The sequence below is a fragment of the Hymenobacter guriensis genome, assembly GCF_015773195.1.
Taxonomy (GTDB): domain Bacteria; phylum Bacteroidota; class Bacteroidia; order Cytophagales; family Hymenobacteraceae; genus Hymenobacter; species Hymenobacter guriensis.
The window spans coordinates 13,707-34,744 of sequence record NZ_JADWYK010000001.1 but is presented as its reverse complement, the minus strand read 5'-3'; the positions used below and the strand labels follow the sequence as shown (position 1 = coordinate 34,744).

14 protein-coding genes and 1 tRNA gene are annotated in these 21,038 nt (G+C 59.7%); 2 read left to right on the top strand and 13 right to left on the bottom strand.

What is annotated here, in order from left to right; translation table 11 throughout:
• Positions 1 to 86 precede the first annotated feature (86 nt).
• Positions 87 to 893, top strand: coding sequence for an SDR family oxidoreductase (locus I5L79_RS00135; RefSeq protein ID WP_196952994.1), 807 nt, complete (start codon positions 87 to 89; stop codon positions 891 to 893).
• A 107-nt stretch (positions 894 to 1,000) separates the two neighbouring features.
• Here the strand turns inward: I5L79_RS00135 and I5L79_RS00130 are convergent, their stop codons facing one another.
• Entirely contained in the window at positions 1,001 to 1,567 is a 567-nt protein-coding gene (locus I5L79_RS00130) for an SH3 domain-containing protein (RefSeq protein ID WP_196952993.1), read from the bottom strand.
• Positions 1,568 to 1,795: 228 nt separating this feature from the next.
• Between I5L79_RS00130 and I5L79_RS00125 the strand changes: the two genes are divergently transcribed.
• Positions 1,796 to 1,868 (top strand) — tRNA-Lys (locus I5L79_RS00125).
• Between the two features lie 185 nt (positions 1,869 to 2,053).
• Here the strand turns inward: I5L79_RS00125 and I5L79_RS00120 are convergent.
• The 12 genes from I5L79_RS00120 to I5L79_RS00070 all read right to left on the bottom strand — a co-directional run bounded on the left by I5L79_RS00120 (position 2,054) and on the right by I5L79_RS00070 (position 20,863).
• Complete coding sequence (locus I5L79_RS00120) at positions 2,054 to 2,290, bottom strand: hypothetical protein (RefSeq protein ID WP_196952992.1); 237 nt, start codon at positions 2,288 to 2,290, stop codon at positions 2,054 to 2,056.
• Between the two features lie 64 nt (positions 2,291 to 2,354).
• Positions 2,355 to 2,618 carry a hypothetical protein gene (locus I5L79_RS00115; RefSeq protein WP_196952991.1) on the bottom strand — a complete coding sequence of 88 codons (264 nt, stop codon included), beginning with the start codon at positions 2,616 to 2,618 and terminating at the stop codon, positions 2,355 to 2,357.
• Between the two features lie 140 nt (positions 2,619 to 2,758).
• A complete protein-coding gene (locus tag I5L79_RS23450) occupies positions 2,759 to 2,881 on the bottom strand; it encodes a hypothetical protein (RefSeq protein ID WP_262894837.1) in 123 nt (40 codons plus the stop codon).
• A gap of 111 nt (positions 2,882 to 2,992) precedes the next feature.
• A complete protein-coding gene (locus I5L79_RS00110) occupies positions 2,993 to 4,600 on the bottom strand; it encodes a glycoside hydrolase family 32 protein (RefSeq protein WP_196952990.1) in 1,608 nt (535 codons plus the stop codon).
• 45 nt (positions 4,601 to 4,645) lie between these two features.
• Positions 4,646 to 6,187 carry a glycoside hydrolase family 32 protein gene (locus I5L79_RS00105; RefSeq protein WP_196952989.1) on the bottom strand — a complete coding sequence of 514 codons (1,542 nt, stop codon included), beginning with the start codon at positions 6,185 to 6,187 and terminating at the stop codon, positions 4,646 to 4,648.
• Positions 6,188 to 6,200: 13 nt separating this feature from the next.
• Complete coding sequence (locus I5L79_RS00100) at positions 6,201 to 7,115, bottom strand: carbohydrate kinase family protein (RefSeq protein WP_196952988.1); 915 nt, start codon at positions 7,113 to 7,115, stop codon at positions 6,201 to 6,203.
• Between the two features lie 127 nt (positions 7,116 to 7,242).
• Positions 7,243 to 8,577, bottom strand: a complete 1,335-nt coding sequence (locus I5L79_RS00095) for a sugar porter family MFS transporter (RefSeq protein WP_196952987.1) — start codon at positions 8,575 to 8,577, stop codon at positions 7,243 to 7,245.
• Between the two features lie 252 nt (positions 8,578 to 8,829).
• On the bottom strand, positions 8,830 to 10,545 hold the full coding sequence (locus I5L79_RS00090; protein WP_196952986.1) for a RagB/SusD family nutrient uptake outer membrane protein: 1,716 nt from the start codon (positions 10,543 to 10,545) through the stop codon (positions 8,830 to 8,832).
• Between the two features lie 105 nt (positions 10,546 to 10,650).
• Entirely contained in the window at positions 10,651 to 13,821 is a 3,171-nt protein-coding gene (locus I5L79_RS00085) for a SusC/RagA family TonB-linked outer membrane protein (RefSeq protein ID WP_196952985.1), read from the bottom strand.
• Between the two features lie 375 nt (positions 13,822 to 14,196).
• The gene (locus I5L79_RS00080; protein WP_196952984.1) at positions 14,197 to 16,956 is read right to left on the bottom strand and encodes a hybrid sensor histidine kinase/response regulator transcription factor; all 2,760 of its coding nucleotides are present in this window, start codon (positions 16,954 to 16,956) and stop codon (positions 14,197 to 14,199) included.
• A gap of 837 nt (positions 16,957 to 17,793) precedes the next feature.
• Positions 17,794 to 19,494 carry a class I adenylate-forming enzyme family protein gene (locus I5L79_RS00075; RefSeq protein ID WP_196952983.1) on the bottom strand — a complete coding sequence of 567 codons (1,701 nt, stop codon included), beginning with the start codon at positions 19,492 to 19,494 and terminating at the stop codon, positions 17,794 to 17,796.
• Between the two features lie 100 nt (positions 19,495 to 19,594).
• Positions 19,595 to 20,863, bottom strand: a complete 1,269-nt coding sequence (locus I5L79_RS00070) for an acyltransferase family protein (RefSeq protein WP_262894836.1) — start codon at positions 20,861 to 20,863, stop codon at positions 19,595 to 19,597.
• Positions 20,864 to 21,038: the final 175 nt, after the last annotated feature.

Sequence of the window (21,038 nt, the reverse complement as noted above, 5' to 3'; positions counted from 1 at the left end):
GTCGTATGGGGAGGAGCGTTCAAAAAAGTAGTTTACAGCTCCCCACCATACCGCAGCCCTGCGCATCTTCCTATAGCTTTGTGCTCATGAAAGGAAAAGTAGTGCTTATCACCGGCGGTACGTCGGGCATCGGTCGGGCCTGCGCCGTGGTATTCGGCCGGGCCGGCGCGAAAGTCGTTATCACCGGCCGCAACGAGGAGCGTCTGCGCGAAACGGCAACTGAGCTGCAAAGCTTGGGCATCGAGCACCGGACCGTGCGGGCGGATGTGGGCAGTGAGGCCGATTCACAGCGGGCGGTGGAAGAGACTGTAGCGGCATTTGGTCGGCTGGATGTGCTGTTGAACAACGCGGGCATCTCCATGCGGGCCCTGTTTCAGGATGCCGAACTGGAAGTTATCCGCCAGCTCATGCAAACCAACTTCTTCGGCACCGTTTACACCACCAAGTTTGCGCTGCCTTATATTCTGGCCGCGAAAGGCTCTATTGTGGGCGTGAGCAGCATTGCCGGATACCGGGGGCTGCCGGGGCGCACGGGCTATTCGGCGTCCAAGTTTGCTATGCAGGGCTTTCTGGAAGCCTTGCGTACGGAGCTGCTGCCGCAGGGTGTGCATGTACTAGTAGCCTGCCCCGGCTTTACCGCTTCCAACATTCGCAACGTAGCGCTGGCCGCCGACGGCTCCCAGCAGGGCGAGTCGCCGCTGGATGAGGGCAATATCATGAGCAGTGAGGAGGTAGCCGGTCATTTGCTGCGCGCCGTGCAGCAGCGCCGCCGCGACCTAGTGCTTACCACGCAGGGCAAGCTCACGGTGTGGGTAAACAAGTTGCTGCCGGGCCTGGCCGATAAGCTCGTGCTGAACCACTTCCGGAAAGAGAAAAACTCGCCGGTGAAGTAAACGGTGGCTTGGAGTTCCATAGTCCAAAGCGGTGCTTTCGTCCGCTAGGTTGCCGCCAAGACAGGGCTTCACCGCCTTGTCTGGCTGCTGGTTGAGTGAGCATAATCCTACTCGACCAGCAGCAGGTTGCCCTGGCGAATGTAGGCTGTCTGACCATGCCAGAGGACTTTATACCAGATATCCTGCCGGCCCTGCACGACCAGCCGGTCACCGGCGGCGGCTACGGTAAGCCAGCTGGCACCCGCGCCTGGCCCGCTCATTATCACCGCCTGGGCGCGGCAAACCAGCCCGGTTTGCTCGGGCTGAAACACATTTACAAAGCCTGCCAGCAGCGCTACGTACACCCCAAACGCAACCCACCAGCCAGTCTCCACGGGCCGGCGCTTCAGGAGCCGCGCCAGCAGAACGGTACCCACAGCTACGGCTACCGTCAGGAGCACCTCCAGCAGGGGCATATAGTATCGCTCGAGGCTCAGCCGGATGCTGGACTGCCAGGAGGAGGCATAGCCTTCCAGCCGGTTGGCCTGGGCCAACTCTGTCATTTTATTCCAGGTAGCGGCGGTTGGCCAGCGCCGCTGTGCTACTGCTAGGTAGTACAGGGCGGCCGGGTAGTGGCCCAGTTGTTCCTGAATGTAGGCCATCCGCACTAGCTGGCGGATGCTGGTCTGCCGCAACACCTGGCGATAATGTGGGTAAGCCTGGAGCAACTGGCCCGATTCAAACAGAGAATCGGCTTTTTGAAGGCATAGGCTATCCTTTTGGGCCCTAACAGGTTGGCTTAGCAACAGCCCCAAAAGAAAAAAAAAGTGCAGTTTTTTGAGCAAAACGTTTGCAGGATACGACAAGGCCCTCTACTTTTGTGCCACAATCAGCGAATAAGCAACGCCGGTTGCAAAGTAAACGATTCTGTAGCTCAGCTGGTAGAGCAGTACACTTTTAATGTACGGGTCCTGGGTTCGAATCCCAGCGGAATCACGCAAACCCTCTTAGCACAACGCTAAGAGGGTTTTTTATTTTTTGCCAACGGTTAGTTTTTAGGAAGCAGTTCTTGTCTTGACTTTTTTGGGTGGATAGGGGAGAAGTGAGTAGCTTGAGCTAACTGGGAATTTTCATTTTTTTCCTAGTCAATTATCTCATCAGACAGCATAGCTCAGTTACATTTACCCTTCATTGCCGGCGACGGTAGAGGGAGCCGGGTTTTGGGGAATGACGTCACTAGAGAAGAAGTCCCCGTCGGCATTATTCTGGAGGGCATACACTTCCAGCGCGCCACCGGCAGCCGGTAAGCCCAAGCTGGCGCGTCTCATGGAAATTTCGAGGCCGGTAGAGCCGGCGCCGCCCTGGGTGGCTGTACCGGGGTTGGTAGACAGACGGGTGCTGTTACGAAAGGCTACCACGGCGTTGGCGAACAGCGCGTACGCCCCGGTGGCCTGGGTGGTGTAATGGTGACGGGGAACCCCGTCAGCACGTTGGCGCCGTTGGCGTTGAGAGGCTTGGTAACGGCTGTAGCCGGCCGGCACGGTATACCACGCCATCTACCTGCACCTGATTGGCCAAGTCGTTGCCCTTCACCCCAATGGCGAAGTCACCTGGCAAATCCAGCTTGGCCGACACGCGCTTGAAGGAGGTGATAGGCGTACTAGCGGCGGGCTCGGGCAGCGCGGTGCTCACCGGCACGGCCGCCACGCCGGGGCGGGCTATATATAGTTGCAGGGAGTTGCGCACGTGGTTGAGCGTGCCTGGGGAGCCATCGGTTTCCAGCGTGCCGGCCAGAAGTACACGTTGGTGGCATCGGCGGTAGCGTAGAGGGCCAGTAGGCCAGCGTCACCAAAGCTGTGGGGGTTGGTGTAGCGCCCCAGCAGCTGTTAGCCCGAGGAGCTGATTTCGGTGGCCGACAGCACACCATCCACGGCAATGGTCTGCGCCCGGGCACTGAGGGAAGCAGCCACCAGAGAAGCCGCTATGGCGAGGGTAAAGGTTTTTTTCATGGGAAAGAAGGGAGGATGAAGGGTGAAAAGAAAAGGCAAGACGAGCCCGGCCGCGCGTTTAGGCGCGGAGTGGCAAGCCAGGAAAAAGCGGGAGCAGGCTGGCGGCGCGGCCTAGGGTTTCGTGACGGTGAGGTTGCGGAAGGTGGCCGTGCTCTTATCCGCGAAAATGCCCCAGGAAGTGCGCGGGGCCTTGTAGATGCGCGACGAAAGCGCCGCAATACCGTTCAGGTACACCACCACCACTGAGTTTTCCTGCACAATGTCCACGGTATAGGGGGTATTGGGTTGCATCGGGAACGGTACATCGGCCACGGGGGAAGTGCCGGGGTTAAGGCTGTTCCGGTTGATGCGGTCGAAGCTGAAGCGGTTCTGGCTGGGTACGAAGCGCAGACTGTAGAACTCGTTGGTGCCGTCGCAGGCGCCCAGCATAAACCCAAAGTCGTTGGCTGCGTCGGTGTACGAGACGGTAGCGCTAATCTTGTAGCGCGTCAGGTTCAGGGGCTTGAACAGCACGTTGGCCAGCGGGCCGGTGGCGGGGCCGGCCAGCACATAGGTGCTGGAATCGGGGCGGGCGGCGGAAGCCGTCCGGCTCACGCGCACTAGCAGCTCGGTTTGGGCTTCGAGGTAGGTCTTGAGAGCGGGCACCAGCTGCACGGTCAGGTCGCCGTTGGCGGTTTGCACCAGCTCGTGCGTGACCAGATTGCCGCCCCACCACCAGCTGCCGCCGTCCTGGTTGTTCTGGTAGCGGTTCACCCAGCCGATAAGGTAGTTCTTGCCCGTAGCGGTGTTGTTCAGCACTTTGGCCGCGTACAGGCCGCTGCCATCTACCCGGTCGTTGCCTGCAGGCGGGCTCCAGGGGCCAGCGGGCGAGGCGCTCTTGCGGTAGTAGAAGTTACGGGTGGTGATGTCGGAAAACGTGAGGTAGTAAGTGCTGCCGATTTTAAAAAGCTGCGGGCACTCCAGCATCACGTAGCTGCTGGCGCCGCCGTCGTAGAGGATGCCCTGGTAGCTCCAGGCCAGCAAATCGGCCGACGTGTACTTCACAACCACGCCCCGGTTGTTCTGGCGGGCGGCCACCAGCATGTCGTACTGCTTGGTTTCGTCGTTGAGGTACAAATATGGGTCCCGGAAGTTGTCCTGCTCATCGAAGCCTTGGCCCTTGGGCACGTAGAGGGTGGTAAAGGCCGGGTTCTTGGTAAACTTTTGGGCCGGGCCGGTCGCAGTAGCCAGCATAATACCCTCTTTGCGGTGGCCGCAATTGGTGGCGTTGGGGTTGTGGCCGGTATAAAAGGCGTAGTACGTGCCGTTCAGTTCCTGCACGCTGCCCGTCCCGATGGCGCGGTCCTGGGCGCAGTCGCCGGAAGAGGAGGCCAGCAGCTCCCCGGCCGGCAGCTCGGTGTACTGCCGGAAGTCGGTGGTCTGGAAGCCGTACCAGGGGTGACGTTGGTTGGTCGCATCATTCCACACATCCTTCAGGTAGTAGATGTACATGGCCCCGGAAGCCGCGTCGAAGTAGGGCATCACGTCGCCCACGCCCGCGCCGTCGGCGACCTTCGGGAAGATGCTGTAGTCGTTGCGCTCGGCCCCAACGGTACACACCAGGTTTTTGCTGGGGTCGGAGACGGGCGGCTTGGGCTTAGCCGGGTCTTTTTCCTGACACGCAGGCAATAGCAGCCCTAGGGCCAGGAGCCCCCGGCCAGGCAAGTGAGAAAACGTCATGAGTCGAGGCAAATGTGGGAATGGAGCAGGCCGGCAGTCAGGCGGCTATTTCCCTTTTTTAAGGGCCAGGGGCGTGTACGTGAGAGCATCAACGGTGAGGCCGCCGGGGGCGCGGAGGGCTATTTTGCTGAAGGGCTGACTCAGGAAGAAGATTTCCGTCATCGTAGTCAGCCCGCCATCGGCAAACAGCTCCACCGAAGCCGCGTCGAACAGCAGCGTGAGCTCAGCGCCCGGCGAGGTGGCCAGGCGCGGGCCAGCGTGGCGGCCGGGAAATTTGTCGCTGAAGCCCGTTTGGCCGGCTTTGCTGCGGTCGATGTAGTACTGGTTTTGCTTCTGGTCATAGCCAATCAGCAGCTCTTCTCCTTTCTCGTTCGACAGCACCAGGGCCATGTCGGTAAGCTGCTTGGTGGTGAGCTTGAGTTGAAACTGCGGGTGAGCGGTGAGCTTCAGCTTCTCACTGATGTTCAGCGCTGGCTTCACGGTCAGGTTTTCCATCGTTACGCTAGCCCGGTTGCCTTTGTCTATTCGCGTCAGCTGGGTTAGCTCTTTCACTGGCAAGGACGTCACATAGGTTTCCGCGCCTACCTGCTGCAGGGCCAGCTCGCGCGGGGCCGTCATGGCGCTGCGCCAGGGCGAGGTGGGCACTTTCTCGGCGTACGCCCAGTTGCTCATCCAGCCCAAAAAGAGCTTGCGGGGGCCGGTGTTGCCCCAGGTTACGCCAGCGTAGTTGTCCGTGCCCCAGTCAATCCACTTCTGGGTGGTAGAAGCGGGCGTAAAGGTTTTGCCATCGAACTGGCCCACGAAGTACTGGGTGGCCGAGCCGCCGTTGGGCCCGCCGGGGTTGATGCTCACCAGCAGCACCCAGTGCGTTTTGCCGTTCAGGGTAAGCGGAAACAAATCGGGGCATTCCCATACGCCGCCGTGGGCGCCCAACTTCTCCCCAAACTCGCTGAGCTTGCTCCAGCTTTTCAGATCGGGGGAGCCGTAGAAGGTGATGCGGTCCTTGGTAGCCAGCGTCATCACCCACTGGTGGGAGGCCTCGTGCCAGCTCACTTTGGGGTCGCGGAAGTCCTGGATGCCGGGGTTGGACAGCACGGGGTTGCCGGCATACTTCGTCCACGTCTTGCCTTCGTCGAGGCTGTAGGCCAGGCTTTGATACTGGTGGTGGCCAGTGCCTTTCTTTTCCTCGTCGGGATTATGGTGCGTGAAGATGGCTACCAGCGCGTTTTTGCCGAAGCCGGCGGTGTTGTTGGCGTCTACCACGGCACTGCCGGAGAAGATCATGCCCAGCTTATCGGGGTAGAGGGCAATGGGCAGCTCCTGCCAGGTTACTAGGTCCCGGCTGGTGGCGTGGCCCCAATGCATGGGTCCCCAGGTCATGCCCTCGGGATAGTGCTGGAAGAACAGGTGGTAGGTGCCATTGAGGTACACCATGCCGTTGGGGTCGTTCATCCACATGCGGGCCGGAGAGAAATGGTAGGCCGGGCGATACTGGGGCGTAGCAGGTGGCGCGGGAGCGGCAGTTTGTGCCGGGGCCGCGGTGGCAATACTCAGGGCCGCAAGGGCCAGTAACAAGGACTTGTTCATGGGGTGAGTGAGGTTACACCGGCTGTGCAGCCAGCAGGGTGTGCACATCGGTTTCCTGGAAGGTGGGCGTGGCGCCGGCGTGGGTGGCTACGAGGGCGCCGGTAGCGCAGGCGAAGCGCAGCGCCTCACCGGGCTCCTGGCCAGTCAGCAGGCCTTTCAGCAAAGCCGCGAGGAAGGAGTCGCCGCTGCCGATGGTGTCCTTAACCGCTACCGGCACGCCGGGAGCCGAGTATAGCTGGTTGTTGGCCCACAGGATGGCGCCGTCAGCGCCTTTGGTGAGGCACACGGCCTGCAGATCAAACCGGGCGGACAGCCACTGTAGGGCAGCTGCCTCATCGGTTTCCTCGCTGAACCAGGCCATAATTTCGGCCAGCTCGTGATGATTCAGCTTGACCATATCGGCTTTTTCGAGCAGGTAGCGCACCACGTCTTTGGTGTAGTGTGGAGGGCGCAGGTTTACGTCGAATACCTTAAAGCGGGCGTGTTCCAACAGACGGTAGAGGGTTTCACGGGTGCCGGCCTGGCGGGCAGCCAGGGAACCAAACACAAACACATCGGCCTGTTGGACCAGGGCTTCAAGAGCAGCGTCGTAGTGGATGTAGTCCCAGGCTACGGGCTGCACAATCTTGTAGGTGACTTCGTGGGTGTCGTCCACGTTGGCCTTCACCACGCCCGTCAGGTGGGTATGGCCGCGCTGCACGTAGTTGAGGCGCAGGTTTTTGCTTTCAATAAAGGCCAGCAGCTCGGTGCCCAGCTCGTCGTCGCCCACGCGGCTGATCAGGTCGGCAGGGAGGCCCAGCTGGCGCAGGTGTACGGCCACGTTGAAGGGGGCGCCGCCGGGCTGTTGGCCGGTGGGCAGCACGTCCCAGAGCACTTCGCCAAAGCAGGCAAAGGAGGGCGTTTCAAGGTTGGGAAGTCGAGTAGTCATCAGCAAAGGGCTTTGGACAAAGTATTAGGGAGCTGCAGCAGTAGGGTCGCCGGTGCGGGTGTGAAGGCAGCGGCTAGGGTCTACGTAGCAGTAGATACTATTTCCACTGCCGCGGCCAATCGGCCGGTTAGTGCAGCACGAGGGTTTTCTCCACGTGTTCCAGGGAAGTGCCTTTGGTTTCGGGCATCATGCGCCATACAAACAAGAGCTGGAGCACCATCATCGAGCAGAAGAAGGCAAAGGTGTTGCCGCCGCCCAGTTTTTCGGCTAGGGACGGGAAGGTGAAGGCAATGAGAGCGGCCATCACCCAGTGGGTGCTGGAGCCCAAAGCCTGGCCCTTGGCGCGGACGGTGTTAGGGAAGATTTCGGAAATGAACACCCAGATAACGGCCCCCTGCGAGAAGGCGAAAAAGGCAATGTACACGAACAGCAGCGCTGGTACCAGCAGGCCGCCCAGGGCCTGGAAGTTTTCGGTGTAGAACGTCCAGGCTACCAAACCCAGCGTGGCTATCAGGCCAAACGAGCCGATGAGCATGAGCTTGCGGCGGCCAAACTGGTCGATGACGCGGCGGGCCAGCAGGGTGAAGGCGAAGTTGACCAGTCCCAGCCCGGCCGAGGAGAGCAGGGCGGAGCTTTTGCCCAGGCCCGTCATTTCGAAAATGCGCGGGGCGTAGTAGATGATGGCGTTGATGCCAGACACCTGGTTGAACAAGGCAAACAGCACGGCCAGCATGACGGGCCCGCGGTGCTGGCGGGCAAACAACGACCGGCCCCCGCTAGCCTCGTCGGCCGCGTTGGACGTGAGAATGTCGGTTACCAGCTGGTCAGCACCGGCCGCGTCGATGCGACGCAGCACGGCGCGGCCTTCTTCCACGCGGCCCTGGCTGAGCAGCCAACGGGGACTTTCGGGCACCCGGAACAGCAGCAGGAAAAACGCCAGAGCCGGCACCACCTGCACGCCCAGCATCCAGCGCCAGTCCTGCTCCCCGGCGCCCGTGAGCAGATAGTTGGAGAGATAGGCCGCTAAGATGCCAAACACAATGTTGAACTGAAACATGGCCACCATCTGCCCGCGCCGGGCAGCCGGAGCCACTTCCGAAATATACAGCGGAGCCGTAACCGAGGAGGCACCCACGCCCAGCCCGCCCAGGAAGCGGAACAGCATAAACGCGTACCAGTTGGAGGTGAAGGCTGCCCCCAGCGCCGACACGAAGTAGAGCACGGCAATCCAGATCAGCGTCTGGCGGCGACCCAGCTTATCGGAAGGAATGCCGCCGAAGATGGCGCCGATAACCGTGCCGATGAGGGCCACGGCAATGGTGAAGCCATGCTCGCCGGCACTCAGGCCCCAGAGCTGCTGAATGGCTTTTTCGGCCCCAGAAATAACGGCCGTGTCGAAGCCGAACAGAAAGCCGCCCAGCGCCACGACCAGGGACCAGAAGAAGACGTTGTTGTTTTTCACGCGAATCAAAAATGCAGAAAGAAACCGGCTCGGGACCCGGCAGTGCTTTCTAGTGGATGGGAGGCTGTAAAAGAGCTGGTTAGCTAAAAAAACACCGAACCGGACCCAACTGGCGACATCATGGCCATTGGTGGGCGACGAACGTATTTTGCTGGTCGCCTGGGCACCGGCGGCAGGATGCTGGTCTATCCCCTTACCACCACCAGGGTGCTCGGTCCGATGAATTTTTAGCGTGGCCGACGGGCCGGCCAGCTACCAGTTCGGATTTTGCTTGTAAAGGCCCTTGCTGAAGTTGATTTGGTTGAGCGGAATGGGCAGGTACTCGTCGCGGCCGCGCTGGAACTGGGCGTTTTGCAGGTACTGGCGGCGGGTTTTCTCCACGCTCAGATAAGTGTTCAGGTAGTCGGCGGCAATACCCCAGCGTACCAGGTCGAAAAAGCGAGTACCCTCCATAGCAAACTCCAGGCGCCGCTCCCAGCGCAGGGCTTCACGGGCGTATTCCTGGGTCCACTGGTCGGCGGCGTACTCCCCAATGCGGTAATTAGATACCGGCTGGCCGCTGATGTCCTTGAGCAGGGTGGTGCTGGCGGCGGCGCGGCGGCGCAGCTCGTTGATGAGGGGCAGGGCCTCGGCGGCGCGGTTCAGCTCAATGAGAGCTTCGGATTTCCACAGCAGCACATCGGCGTAGCGGATGACGGCCCAGTTCTTAGTGCTGCTCATAAAGGGCGGCAGCTTCTGGAAGCTCTGGTCCTTGGGCCCCACCAGCTCTTTCTGCGACATAAACTGGCCGTAGATATCAGGTACGCGCACCCAGCTGCGCTGAAACACGAAGGATGGGTCGTACTTCCAGGGGTGGGTAGGAATGGCCACGGTGTGGTCGAGGCGCGGGTCCACAGCATTGTTCTGGAAGTCGGCCGGCTCGGTGAGGCTGGTGGTGTTGAAGGTAGTGAACAGAGGCAGGCCCTTGGCGTCGGTTTTGAAGGCGTTGACCAGGTTCTGGCTGGGCTGGTGGAAGCCGCAGCAGCCAAACTCCGCGTTCATGGGGTAGTTGAGCTTGTTGCCCTGGTTGATACGCCCGCGGGGGGTGCCGTCGTCCTTGGAAAACTGAATGGCAAACACCGACTCGCGCCCGTTGTCGAACTGCGACTGGAAGTTGTTGCCGAAATCGGGGGAGAGGCTGTGCTTGCCGGTGCCGATGACCTCATCGGTGAGGCGCACCACTTCCTGCAGCTTGGCCTGGTCGATGCTGGTAACCTGGTGGTTGTCGTCCTGCACGTAGGCCTGAAACAGGCGCGTCTTGGCCAGGTATGCCTTGGCCGCCACTTGGCTGGCCCGACCAACTTCACCCTGCGAAGCGGGCAGGTTGTCCACGGCAAACTGGAAGTCGGCGGCAATCTTGTCCCAAAGCTGCTGGCTGGTCAGGTCCACGTTCGAAATCTTCTCGTAGTCGGCTACGGGCACGGTTTCGTCGATGTAGGGCACGCGGTCAAATAGCTCCTTCAGGATAAAGTAGAAGTGCCCGCGCAAAAAGCGCATCTCGCCCTGGCGGATGGCCTTGTTGGGCATGTCCACCTTGTTCAGCCGGTTGAGGGCTTCGTTGGCGCGGGAAATACCCACGTAGAGACGGAACCATACCTCGTCGGTGTTGCTAATGTCGGGGCGGTTGAAGGTGAAGGTTTCGTAGAAGTGGAAGCCCTCGATGTCGCCGGTGCCGCCGCCGCCCTTGTAGGCGTCGCCGGAGCGCAGGTTGCCGTAGGGCCACAGCGAGCTGAAGGGCGCCGTGAAGCCGTCGTTGGCCAGAGCGGAGTAGGCGGCAATGACCTGCTTTTCGGCGCCTTCGGGCGTGTTCAGGTTCTCATCGCTCAGGGCCCCGCGCGGCGAGACGTCCAGGAAGTCCTTGTCGTTGCATGAAGTAGCCGACGCGGCCAGCAGCGACGCCGTGAGGGTAAGTAGCTGTATCTTTTTCATCGGGAAAAGCAGAGTTGGGAGTGGGATCAGGCGGCTGTCATGCCTTGACAGGTTCAGCTTGGTGTAGTACCAGCAGCGCGTGGCATGACGCTCGGCATGGCCTGGCTAGAAGGTCACGTTCAGGCCGGTGGTGAAGGTTACCGGGATGGGGTAGCCGAACGTCTGGATTTCGGGGTCGAGGCTGGTGTAGGCGTTGGGGCCTTTGCGGTCTTTGAGGGTGAGCAGGTTGGTGCCCTGCACGTAGAGGCGCACTTGCTGCAGGCGCAGGCGAGCCGTCAGGCGCTGGGGCACCGAGTAGCCCAGCTGGGCGTTGCGCAGCTTCAGGTAGGAGCCGTTTTCTACGAAGTAGCTCGACTGGCGCAGCTCGTTGTTCTGGTTGAGCAGCGACACGGCGGGAATGGTGGATCCGTTGTTTTCGGGCGTCCAGGCATCCAGCACGCGCTTGCCCCAGTTTTCGCCGGTCACGTAGCTGAAGTCGGTGCGGAACTTGGTTTCGTTGTACACCTCCAGGCCCTGCACGCCCTGCCAGAACAGCTGCACGTCGAAGCCTTTGTAGCTGGCACCCAGGTTCAGGCCGTAGATGAAATCGGGTTGGTTGCTGGTAATCCAGGTCTGGTCGAAGTTGTCGATTTTGCCGTCCCCGTTCAGGTCGCGGTAGCGGATGCGGCCGGGGCCGGCGCCCACCTGCGTAGCGTGGGTATCTACTTCGCCCTGGCTCTGGAACAGGCCGTCGGCCACGTAGCCGTAGCGCGAGCCAAACGGCTGCCCAATGATGGTCACGTCCTGTCCGTTGCCGCCGTAGGCGTTGATAACCTCGCGGGGCAGGGCCGTTACCTGGTTGCGGTAGCTGCTCAGGTTGCCCGTGATGTTGTAGGCAAAGCCGCTGCCGGCCACTTCGTTCTGGTAGCCAAGCAGGAACTCCCAGCCCTTGTTTTCGATGGAGGCGCCATTCACGAACCGGTCACCGCCTTCGCCTACTACCGCCAGGTACGGCGGCTTCACCAGAATGTCCTTGGTGTTCTTCACGAAGTAGTCCACCGAGCCGGTGAGCTTGTTCTGGAGCAGGCCGAAGTCCAGGCCGACGTTGGTTTGGGTGGTCGTTTCCCATTTCAGTTTGTCGTTGCCCTGCTGAAAGCGGCGGTAGCCCGAAGGCAGAGCCCCGGTTTTGTTGCCGGCAATGTCGTAGGCAGTGCCCTGGTCGGGGTCCCAGGTGGGGTCGGTGCCGTACACGGGGCGATATAGGCTGTAGGCTGCGTCGTAGGCAATGTCCTGGTTGCCCGTCTGGCCCCAGCCGGCGCGCAACTTCAGGTCCGATACCAGCGCCACGTTGTCTTTTAGGAAGTTTTCCTCCGAGATGCGCCAGCCTGCCGAAGCCGCCGGAAACACACCAAACTGATTTTCCTTGCCAAAGCGGGAGCTGCCGTCGCGGCGCAGCGTGATTGAGGCCAGGTACCGCTCGTTGAAGGCGTAGTTGACTTTGCCGAAGTACGAAGCCAGCCGGTACGCCGAGGCAAAGCCCCCGTTGTCCTTGTTGGCCGAGCCCGCGTCGAGGTAGGCATAGTCCAGGTCTTCAATGGCAAAGCCGGTGCGCTGGGCCGACAGCTCATTGAAGGTGTAGCTGATGCGCTCCGTGCCGGCCAGCAGGTCAAGCTGGCTTTTGCCCAGGGTGAGGCTGTAGTTGAGCGTGTTCTGCCACACCCAGTTGCCAAACGTGCGCTCCACGTTCACCAAGCGGTTCAGGTTGTCGGACAAGTAGCCCGACTTGTAGCGCTTAAACAAGCTGCGCTGGCTGAACAGGCTGTAGTCGATGCCGAAGCTAGTGCGCAGGTGCAGGTTTTTTACCAGCTCCAGGTCGGCAAAGGCGTTGCCGAAGGCGCGGTTGGTTACGCCGTAGTTTTGCTTGTTGTCTTCTAGCAGGCGCACGGGGTTCTGGCGGTCGGCAATGCCGTTTACTGGCCCGCCCCAGCCCACGCCATCCACCGTGCGCACCGGCACAATGGCCAGCTGCAGCACCGATACGCCCAGGGCCTGCCGGTCTTCGCCGTAGCTCTGGCGACTGCGCGCCAGCGTCAGGTTTTCCCCTACTTTCAGCTTGCCATCCAGAAAGGAATAGTCCGAGTTCAGGCGGCCCGTGAAGCGCTTGAAGTTGGAGTACTTCACCACGCCGTCGTTATCGTAGTAGTTCAGTGAGAACAGGGCGTTGCCCCGCTCTCCGCCGCTGGCCAGGTTCACGTTGTAGCTCTGAATCAGAGAGCGTTGCTGGATTTCCTCAAACCAGTTGGTATCCGCGGCGCGTTGGGTCTGGTCGGCGTCGATGAACTCGGGGACCACCACCTCATCCAGCACCGGGCGGCCGTTGGCGTCAGTGTGGGAGCGGAACGTGTAGAGCGGGCTGCTGGGCGTGAGGCCGTCGTTCACGGCGGCCTGCCAGTAGGTGCGGCCGTACTCCTGGGTGTTGAGCATGGGCGCCAGCTCGCGGGGGTGCTGCACGGTGGCAAACGTGCTGAACTCTACCCGGTTCACACCTTTGCGGGCCTTTTTGGTGGTGATGATGATGACGCCATTGCCGGCCCGGGAGCCATAGATGCTGGCCGCTGAGGCGTCCTTGAGCACCTGAATGCTTTCGATGTCGTTTTGGTTGAGTTGGTTGATGCCGTCCTTGGTCGGGATGCCGTCAATCACGTACAGCGGGTCGTTGTTGCCGAGCGTGCCCAGCCCCCGGATGCGTACCGAAACACCCCCGTCGGGCGCTCCATCAGTGTTGATGCTCACGCCCGGCACGCGGCCCTGCAGGTTGCGCATGATGTTGCCGGAGGGTAGGTCTTTCACCTCGTCTGCCTTCACCACGGCCACGGCCCCGGTCAGGTCGGCTTTGCGTTGCACCTGGTAGCCGGTCACCACTACCTCGTCCAGGGCCGCCACGTCCGTAGCGAGCTTCACACTAAAGCTGGTGCGGCCCGCGGCGGACACTTCCTGGGTTTTGTAGCCGATAAAGGAAAAGATGAGCGTGGCGTTGTCGGGCACGCTCAGGCTGAACTCACCGTTGGGGCCAGTGCTGGTCCCAATGGTCGTGCCTTTCACCACTACCGTTACGCCGGGCAGGCCCGCGCCCTGGTCGTCGGTGACGCGGCCGCTGATGGGCGTTTCGGCCAGCCGGGCCGTGGCGCCGGCGTACCGGAGGGAGGCCGCCTGCACCGATCCGGGCAGGGCTAGCGGCCCCACCGCCAGCATCGACAGGAACACCGCCTGCCGCACAAATGGTACTTTCTCTTTCATGGGAATTGGAAGGAATAAGGGAACAACACCAGGGCCGACGAGCGACGACCGAAAACGATTCCGGAACGCTCAGTCAAAAAAGCCAGCCGGCAGTAAGCACCACCGCGCCGCCCGGTCCGGCTCCTGTATTTGTAGGGAGCGGGCCCGGCGGCGCGGCAACAGCTTAGGGAAGACGGGTAGATTTCATGACTGATTGTTTCCCAAATCTCAGTCGGAATCCCAGCCGGGACTTACTTTATTCATTCAGATTCTTCTAAATTTTAGACCCAGCCCCGCAAACGTTTTCCGCTTTATTAATCAGATAGTTATAGATAAAGTCGATACAGATAGTGTAAGCCTGCCTTCTATTTTTGATACCTGATTTTCACTTTTGATTCAGGCACTGGGCGTCGTATGCAAAGCCCGGAACTCCGAAGGCGACACTTGGTAGCGGGCCTTGAAGCTGGTGGAGAAGTACGAAGGCGTAGAGAAGCCCAGTTGATAGGCAACTTCGGCAATGGTCAGCTCTTCGGTGAGCAGGAGCTGGCGCGCCTTGGTCAAGCGCTGGCTCTGAATAAAGTCGGTGACACCGGTGCCCAGTACGGCTTTCACTTTGCGGTAGAGCTGCACCCGCGAGATGCCCAAGCTGCGGGCCACATCCTCCACGCTCAGGTCGGAGCGGGTGAGGTTGGCTTCCACAATGGCCGTGAGGTCGGCCAGGAATTTCTGGTCCACGCGCTGAGGCGCCACGGTGGCGGTGTCTACGCTCAGCTCCCGGCGAAAATGCTCCCGCAGCTTGTCGCGGTTGGCCAGCAGCGTACGCAGGCTTTCCAGCAGGAAGGTGGGGTTGAACGGCTTGGTCAGGTAGAGGTCGGCGCCGGCCTGCACGCCTTCCACCTGCTGCTCGGGTGCGCTGCGGGCCGTGAGCAGCACCACCGGAATGTGGGAGGTGCGCCAGTCTTCCTTGAGCTTGGCTACCACTTCCAGCCCACTGATTTCAGGCAGCATCACGTCGCACACAATCAGGTCGGGAATGGTGTCGGCGGCCATGCGCAGCCCGGTGGTGCCATCGGTGGCAGCACTCACCTGGAAGTGAGGCCGCAGCTTCTGCACCAGAAAGGCGTTGACTTCCGGGTTGTCTTCGATAATGAGCACCAAAGCCTCACTGGTAGCGCCCTGGGCCAGAGCCGGGAGCGGGGTTTCGGCGGGGCTGGCCGCAATGCCTTCCTCCAGGGTGAGCAGAGGAGCGGGGAGGGGTGCTGCGTCGCTGGCTTTCAGGTTGGCAGGCAGCTCCAGCGGCAGCGTCACCACAAACGTGCTACCCTGCCCCGCCTGACTGGTAAAAGCCAGTTGCCCTAAATGCAGGCGCGTTAGGCCCAGGGCCAGGGCCAGGCCCATGCCTGAGCCTTTTGCCACCGACTGCTGCCCCTGGTAAAACCACTCGAAAATGTGCGCCTTATCCTGCTCGGAAATGCCACGACCGGTATCCTCCACGCTCACGCGTACGGCCTGCTCGGCGGCCACTATCTGGATGCTGACAGTAATCTGTCCGCGCTCCGGCGTGAATTTCAGGGCGTTGGATAATAGGTTGAAGAATACCTTGTCCAGAATGTTGGCATCAAACCACAGCGGAATAACAGGCTGGGCCGGTAGGAACCGGAGGCTGATACCACGCTGCCGGGCTGGCCGCTCAAACACGTCCATAATCTCGCGCACAAACGCTACCAGATTACCCTCTGTGGCCCGGACGGGCATTTTGCCCACGTCAATCTTGCGGAAGTCCATCAGTTGGTTGACCAGTTGGAGCAGGCGCTGGGCATTGCGCCGGATCAGGCTTAAGTCGTGCCGGTGGGCGGCGGGTACGTTGCTGCCGCTGGTCAGCATTTCCTCCACCGGCCCCAGGATGAGCGTGAGCGGGGTGCGCAGTTCGTGGGAAAAGTTGGTGAAAAAGCGCAGCTTGGCTTCCGTTTCTACCCGGGCCTGCTCGGCAAACGCCTGAATCTGATTGCGCTGGGACAGAATTTCCTGGTTTTGCAGCGCCAGCTGGTGGTTGATACGGCGGTTGGCCCGAAAGGCCCGCCACACCAGCAGGCCCAGCAAGGCCGCGCCCAGCAGGGCCGCCGCCAGTACGTAGAGCACCGTTTGCTGACTGGCGTAGGTGTCGCGCTGCTTGCGCAGCAGTTCTTGTTGCCGCTGGATATCCTGCTGCTGACTGGCCAGCTTCTCCGTCTGGAGCTTCATCGTCAGCACGTTGGTCGAGTCAATAACCATGGTGCTGAGAATGTTCTCTTTCTCGTAGGGTTGCTTGCGCAGGATTTTCATGGCCATCCGGATAGCCTCCTCACCACCCGGTGAGTACAGCAGCGTGGCGTTGATAATGCCATCCTGCACCAACTGAATGCCCCCGTGGGCACCAGGTAGCCCGTCTACGCCCACAATTTTGATACGCTGCTCCAAGCCCAACTGCTTGCACACCTGGTAGGCTCCCAGCGCCAGTCGGTCGTTGTGGGCAAAAATTAGGTCGATGTCTTGCTGCGCTTTTAGCACAGATGGTAACCCCGCCAGCACGGAGGGCCGTTCCCAGTTGCTGTTCAGCTCGCCTACCAGCTTCAGGCCCGGATAAGCCGTCAGGGCCTGGGCAAATCCACGGTGCCGGTCAACGGCGGGGGAAGATCCGGGGGCACCCAGTATTTCCAGCACGCGGCCCTGCCGCCGAAGTAGGTTGGCTACGTAGTTGCCGGCCGTGCGGCCTACCTCTTCGTTGTTGCCGCCCACGTAGGCGGTGTAGAGCTTGGAGGTGGTGCGCCGGTCCAAAATCACCACCGGAATGCCGCGGTTATACGCCTCTTCCACGATGGGCGTCACTGGTTCGGCCTCGTTGGCCGATACAATCAATAAGTTGATGCCTTCTTGCAAAAACTCCCGAATGTGCTTTTCCTGCAGGGCGCTGCTGTTATGGGCATCCTTCATCCGAAACGTTACCTCCGGATAAAAGCTCAGCTCTTTCTGCATGCCCGCTAGCATAGCCAAGCGCCAGGCATCCCCGTTGGTGCATTGGGAGAAGCCAATGATGTAACCTGGTTTTGCTGCCGCCTTTGCCTGGCCCGCCCACAGAATCCCCAACACCAGAAGGATGCAACCAATCAGCCTACGCATGTGGGGAATGTGAAGTATGGAACAAAGAACAACCGCCAGCCGCATTTAGCAAAAGTGGCTTAAAGGGCAACGCAAACAGCCAACGCTTTGTGCAAACTTATACCATCTATGCAGGCGGTCGACGACAACCATGATGGAATCAACTCCTTTGCTGGAAGACATTGAAAAGTATACTTTCAAGTATAGGCGAAGCAAGAGGCAGCAGTAAAAGTATAGTATACAATGCTCAGCCTAAGTGCTTCTGACAACTACCTAGGTCAGCACTCAACAAGACCTAATGAAACAATACTATATACCGCGGCGTCGCGGAGACACCTCACGTGGCCAAGGGTTGGCAGGCTCAACTGGCGCTGAGCCGTAGGGTTCAAGTAAGTAAATGCGAAGTCTACTATCTGCCTAGCCACCTTGTCTGGGATACACGGAAAGTAGCAGGCAGAAAGACCGTAAAACAAATACGATAAGGGTTGTGCCTATAAGTTCGGGTACCACGCTAGGTGTTGATTTGGCTATCCTTCCTACTAGTTGAAAGATGACCGTTGGCAAAATCAGAATCTGCCAACGATTTATGGAAAATAAGCCAACGCTCGGTAACGGGGTAGGAGGAGAGAAGCACTTATTACAGCTTCATAGAGCTATTTTACGTTGTTAACACCTGTTTATCAGTGTATTACTAAACCCAGCGGAATCACGCAAACCCTCTTAGCATCGCGCTGAGAGGGTTTTTTATTTTCAGTGTCTGAACCCGCACAATGCTCAGATGAAACGCTGATGCGCCGGGCCCGACCTGAACGCTGGAATTAAACTTAAACGGGTATGAGCCGCGGCTAGTAGGTGAGCCTAGCTGCTGTGAATCATTTGCAGCAACTCGTTTCGCACTTTTGCCACGTCGATTTTTCCGGTTGCATTGAGCGGGAGAGCTGGCAGCCGCAGAAAGTGCTGGGGTACCTTGAAGCTGGAAAGCAACGTCTGCAAGGCCTCCCGAAGTACCTCTATGGGCACCCTGGCCCCGGTTTTTTCGGTGAAAGCGGCTGCAATCACCTCACCATACAGGGTGTCGGGCAGGCCCAGCACCAGTACCTCTTCAATGCCGGGCTGCTGCTTTATCACGCGTTCAATTTCGGCTGGCGCTATCTTCTCGCCACCCCTGGAAATAACGCGCTTCAGCCGGTCAGTAATCATAAGGCAATTGTGCGCATCCACGTAGCCCAGATCACCGGTTCGAAACCACCCTTCTGCGTCAACAGGCGCATGGGTACTGCCGGGAACCAGCCGGTAGCTGCGTACCAGAATTTCTCCTTCCTGTCCTGCCGGCAGCCACTCGCCGGTGTGCATGCCCCGGATGCCTACCTCTACCTGATGGGCAATCCGGCCGCCGATACTGGCCGGGGTGCTGGCAAAGGCCCTAAGGGAGATTTCACCATCCAGGTAGTTCATACTGCGTAGGATGCGCAACAGCAGCGACACTGCCGTATGGCGCCGGTTAGGTATAAAGCAGATGCCGTTGGCCACCGCTCCGGTTTCGGTGGAACCATAGCTGACAAAAAAGAAGTATAAATTTTTAAAGCCTTGAATCGTCTGCTCAAGTACATGCGGCTGCAAGGCTGCAGAGGCAAAAAATACTCCCAACACACTTCCCAGCCTGCTAGCGGGGGCCTGCTCCAGCGCCAGCATGGCCTGAACCATGTGGGGCGTGCCAACCAGAAAACGAGCTTTCGTCTGGGCAATGGCATCCAGGCCCCGCACGGGATTGAACCGGGCAAGCATGGCCAGCCGCGCGTTGCACACCTGCAGCGGCGTGAGCATCATCCCGATGCCGGCCAGGTGGTACAGGGGCAAAAGGTTCAGCGCCACGAATCGGTTGACGTAAGCATTGCCTTTCCGGGAAAGAAACGACTGGAAAGCGTTTGGCTTCTGGCTCCCACCAGCCGGCTTCCGACTCGTAAAAGCCGCCGCCGACCGCAGAATAGCTTTAGGCCGGCCGGTAGTACCGCTGCTGAACAGCAGAAAAGCCGGCTCATAGGCCGTCAGGCCGGGAGCATCCAGGGCGGGCGTTTCAGGTACAGTGGGTGCTTTAAGCGCTTCGTAGGGTTGGAACCCCGATGCAGGCTGAACCGGGCTGCCCAGCACAAAGGCATGGCACGGAATCCAGTGGTCCTCTGAAAGCGCCTCTGCTCCGGAGTTGGCAGCTACCACATCCGTGAGTTGTGAATGGCCTATATGGTGTTCGGCCGACCCCATGATGAAAACAGCCGGCCGGGCTTCCAGCAGGCAGCCTTTAAGCTCTTCCCGGGTCAGGTAGGTACTAAGCGGCACGGCCACCCCGCCAGCCGCAATAGCGGCGTAAATACAGATAATCTGCTCGGGGCGCCCTTCCATCAGGATGGCAATGCGGTCCTGGTTCCGGATGCCCAGCTGGCGCAGCCCGGCCGCTATGGCTTGAACTTCTTCCCACAAGGAGCGCCAGGTGCAGACTTGGTCTCTTTCCGGAAACAGGTAACAGGGCGCATCCGGGAAGTCAAGAGCGCGCTGGTGCAGCATCCCCGGGATAGTGTTGGAATGAAATCGAAGTGCGCCTAGGGTCAGCATTTTGGTGTGGTTCTACAACGTTTTCCTAATCAGGAAACCCCGCTTCTGCGTGTTAACTAATGCTGCCAGCCTCTATAGGCGCGGCAGCTGGCTTTTCGAATTTTCTGAAACTGCTCCAAAAAGCGTAGGGAGCCAGGCGCCGCCCGTTGAGAAGGCCACCAAGGCGGGTGGAGCGCACCCAGTAATGGTAAGTGAGCAGGGAAACGAGGGTAGCGCCGGTGCAGGTCAGCAGAAACTTGAGTAAGGCCGGTAGCGACAACTCAATCAGCAGACCGGGAATCAGCAGGGTTAAAGGCACATGCACCAGATACACCCAGTAGGAAGCTTCAGACAGGTATTGAAACAAACCAGTTGGCTGCCTGAAATAGCGCACGGCCAGCCCAATGATGCCCAGAGACAGCAGCCAGATAGCCGGTGAGGCCACCGCCACCTGCAATAGATGCGGCTTTGCTACGGGAGGATGCAGGATGAGCCAAGCGTACAGGCCGGCCGCGCCCAGTCCCAGGCTAGCATACAGCCATGCCCGGTCCCGAAGCCGGGAAAGCAGGTGCTTATGCCGGAACAGAAGCCAGCCAAAAACAAAAAACACGAAATATGTCAGTAGAATGGCCGGCGGCGGCAGAAAGGCGTGGGTGCCCTCTATGCCCGTGGTAACCTTGTTGGCCGGGTGCATGGGCACCATAGTGAGCCAGGTAACGGCTGCCAGCAGCAGTACGCCGATGGGCTGGAGTACTATCTGGTGGAAAGCGTTGTCTGCCAGATGTTTGATTTTTTGCGGCAGCTGGCGCACACCCCACAGCAGCAGGGCAGTGGCCCCGTAAAACAGCATCAGAAAATACAGGAACCACAAGTGCACCAGCCCCATCTGCATCAGCAGCTGGGAAAAGGTAAGGTTGTTTTTCGCCAGCAAAGCACCCGAATGCAGCTGCTGCACGATGTGGGCAACTCCCTTGGGGCCACCAAGCACCGTAAACGCCGCGCATAAAACAATTAAGGGGAAAAGCGCCACCCAACTCAGGACCAAGGGCAGCAAAACGCGCTTTACGCGATTCTGCAGCAAAGCCCGTGTACCGCGTGCGTGCCACATCAGGCTGCCGAAGAAACCAGCCAGCACAAAAAAGGTCGGCATCCGAAATAGATGAATCAGGAACGCCAAGCCACTCAGCACAACCGTATGGGCCGTGTCGTGGAAAGCAGTATATATGCTGAACGTCCACGTAGCATAAGGCTGAGCACTATGCAGCACAACGCCGAGCAGCATCATAACAGCACGTAGGCCATCCAGTGCAAAAAAACGCTCTTTCGGTTGAGCAGGGGTCATCGTAACGAACCGGTAATAGCTGGTTCGTTACAAAAATAAAAACTATCCGAAAATTTATAGCTCAGCTTCTGGCCAAGCCAGTCGCACCTGCAGGATAGGAGCTAGGGCGCTGTTGGTAAACGTAGTAACAGATTTCTTTAAGTTTTTACTATTGGGTGCGGCCGTGGGCCGATCA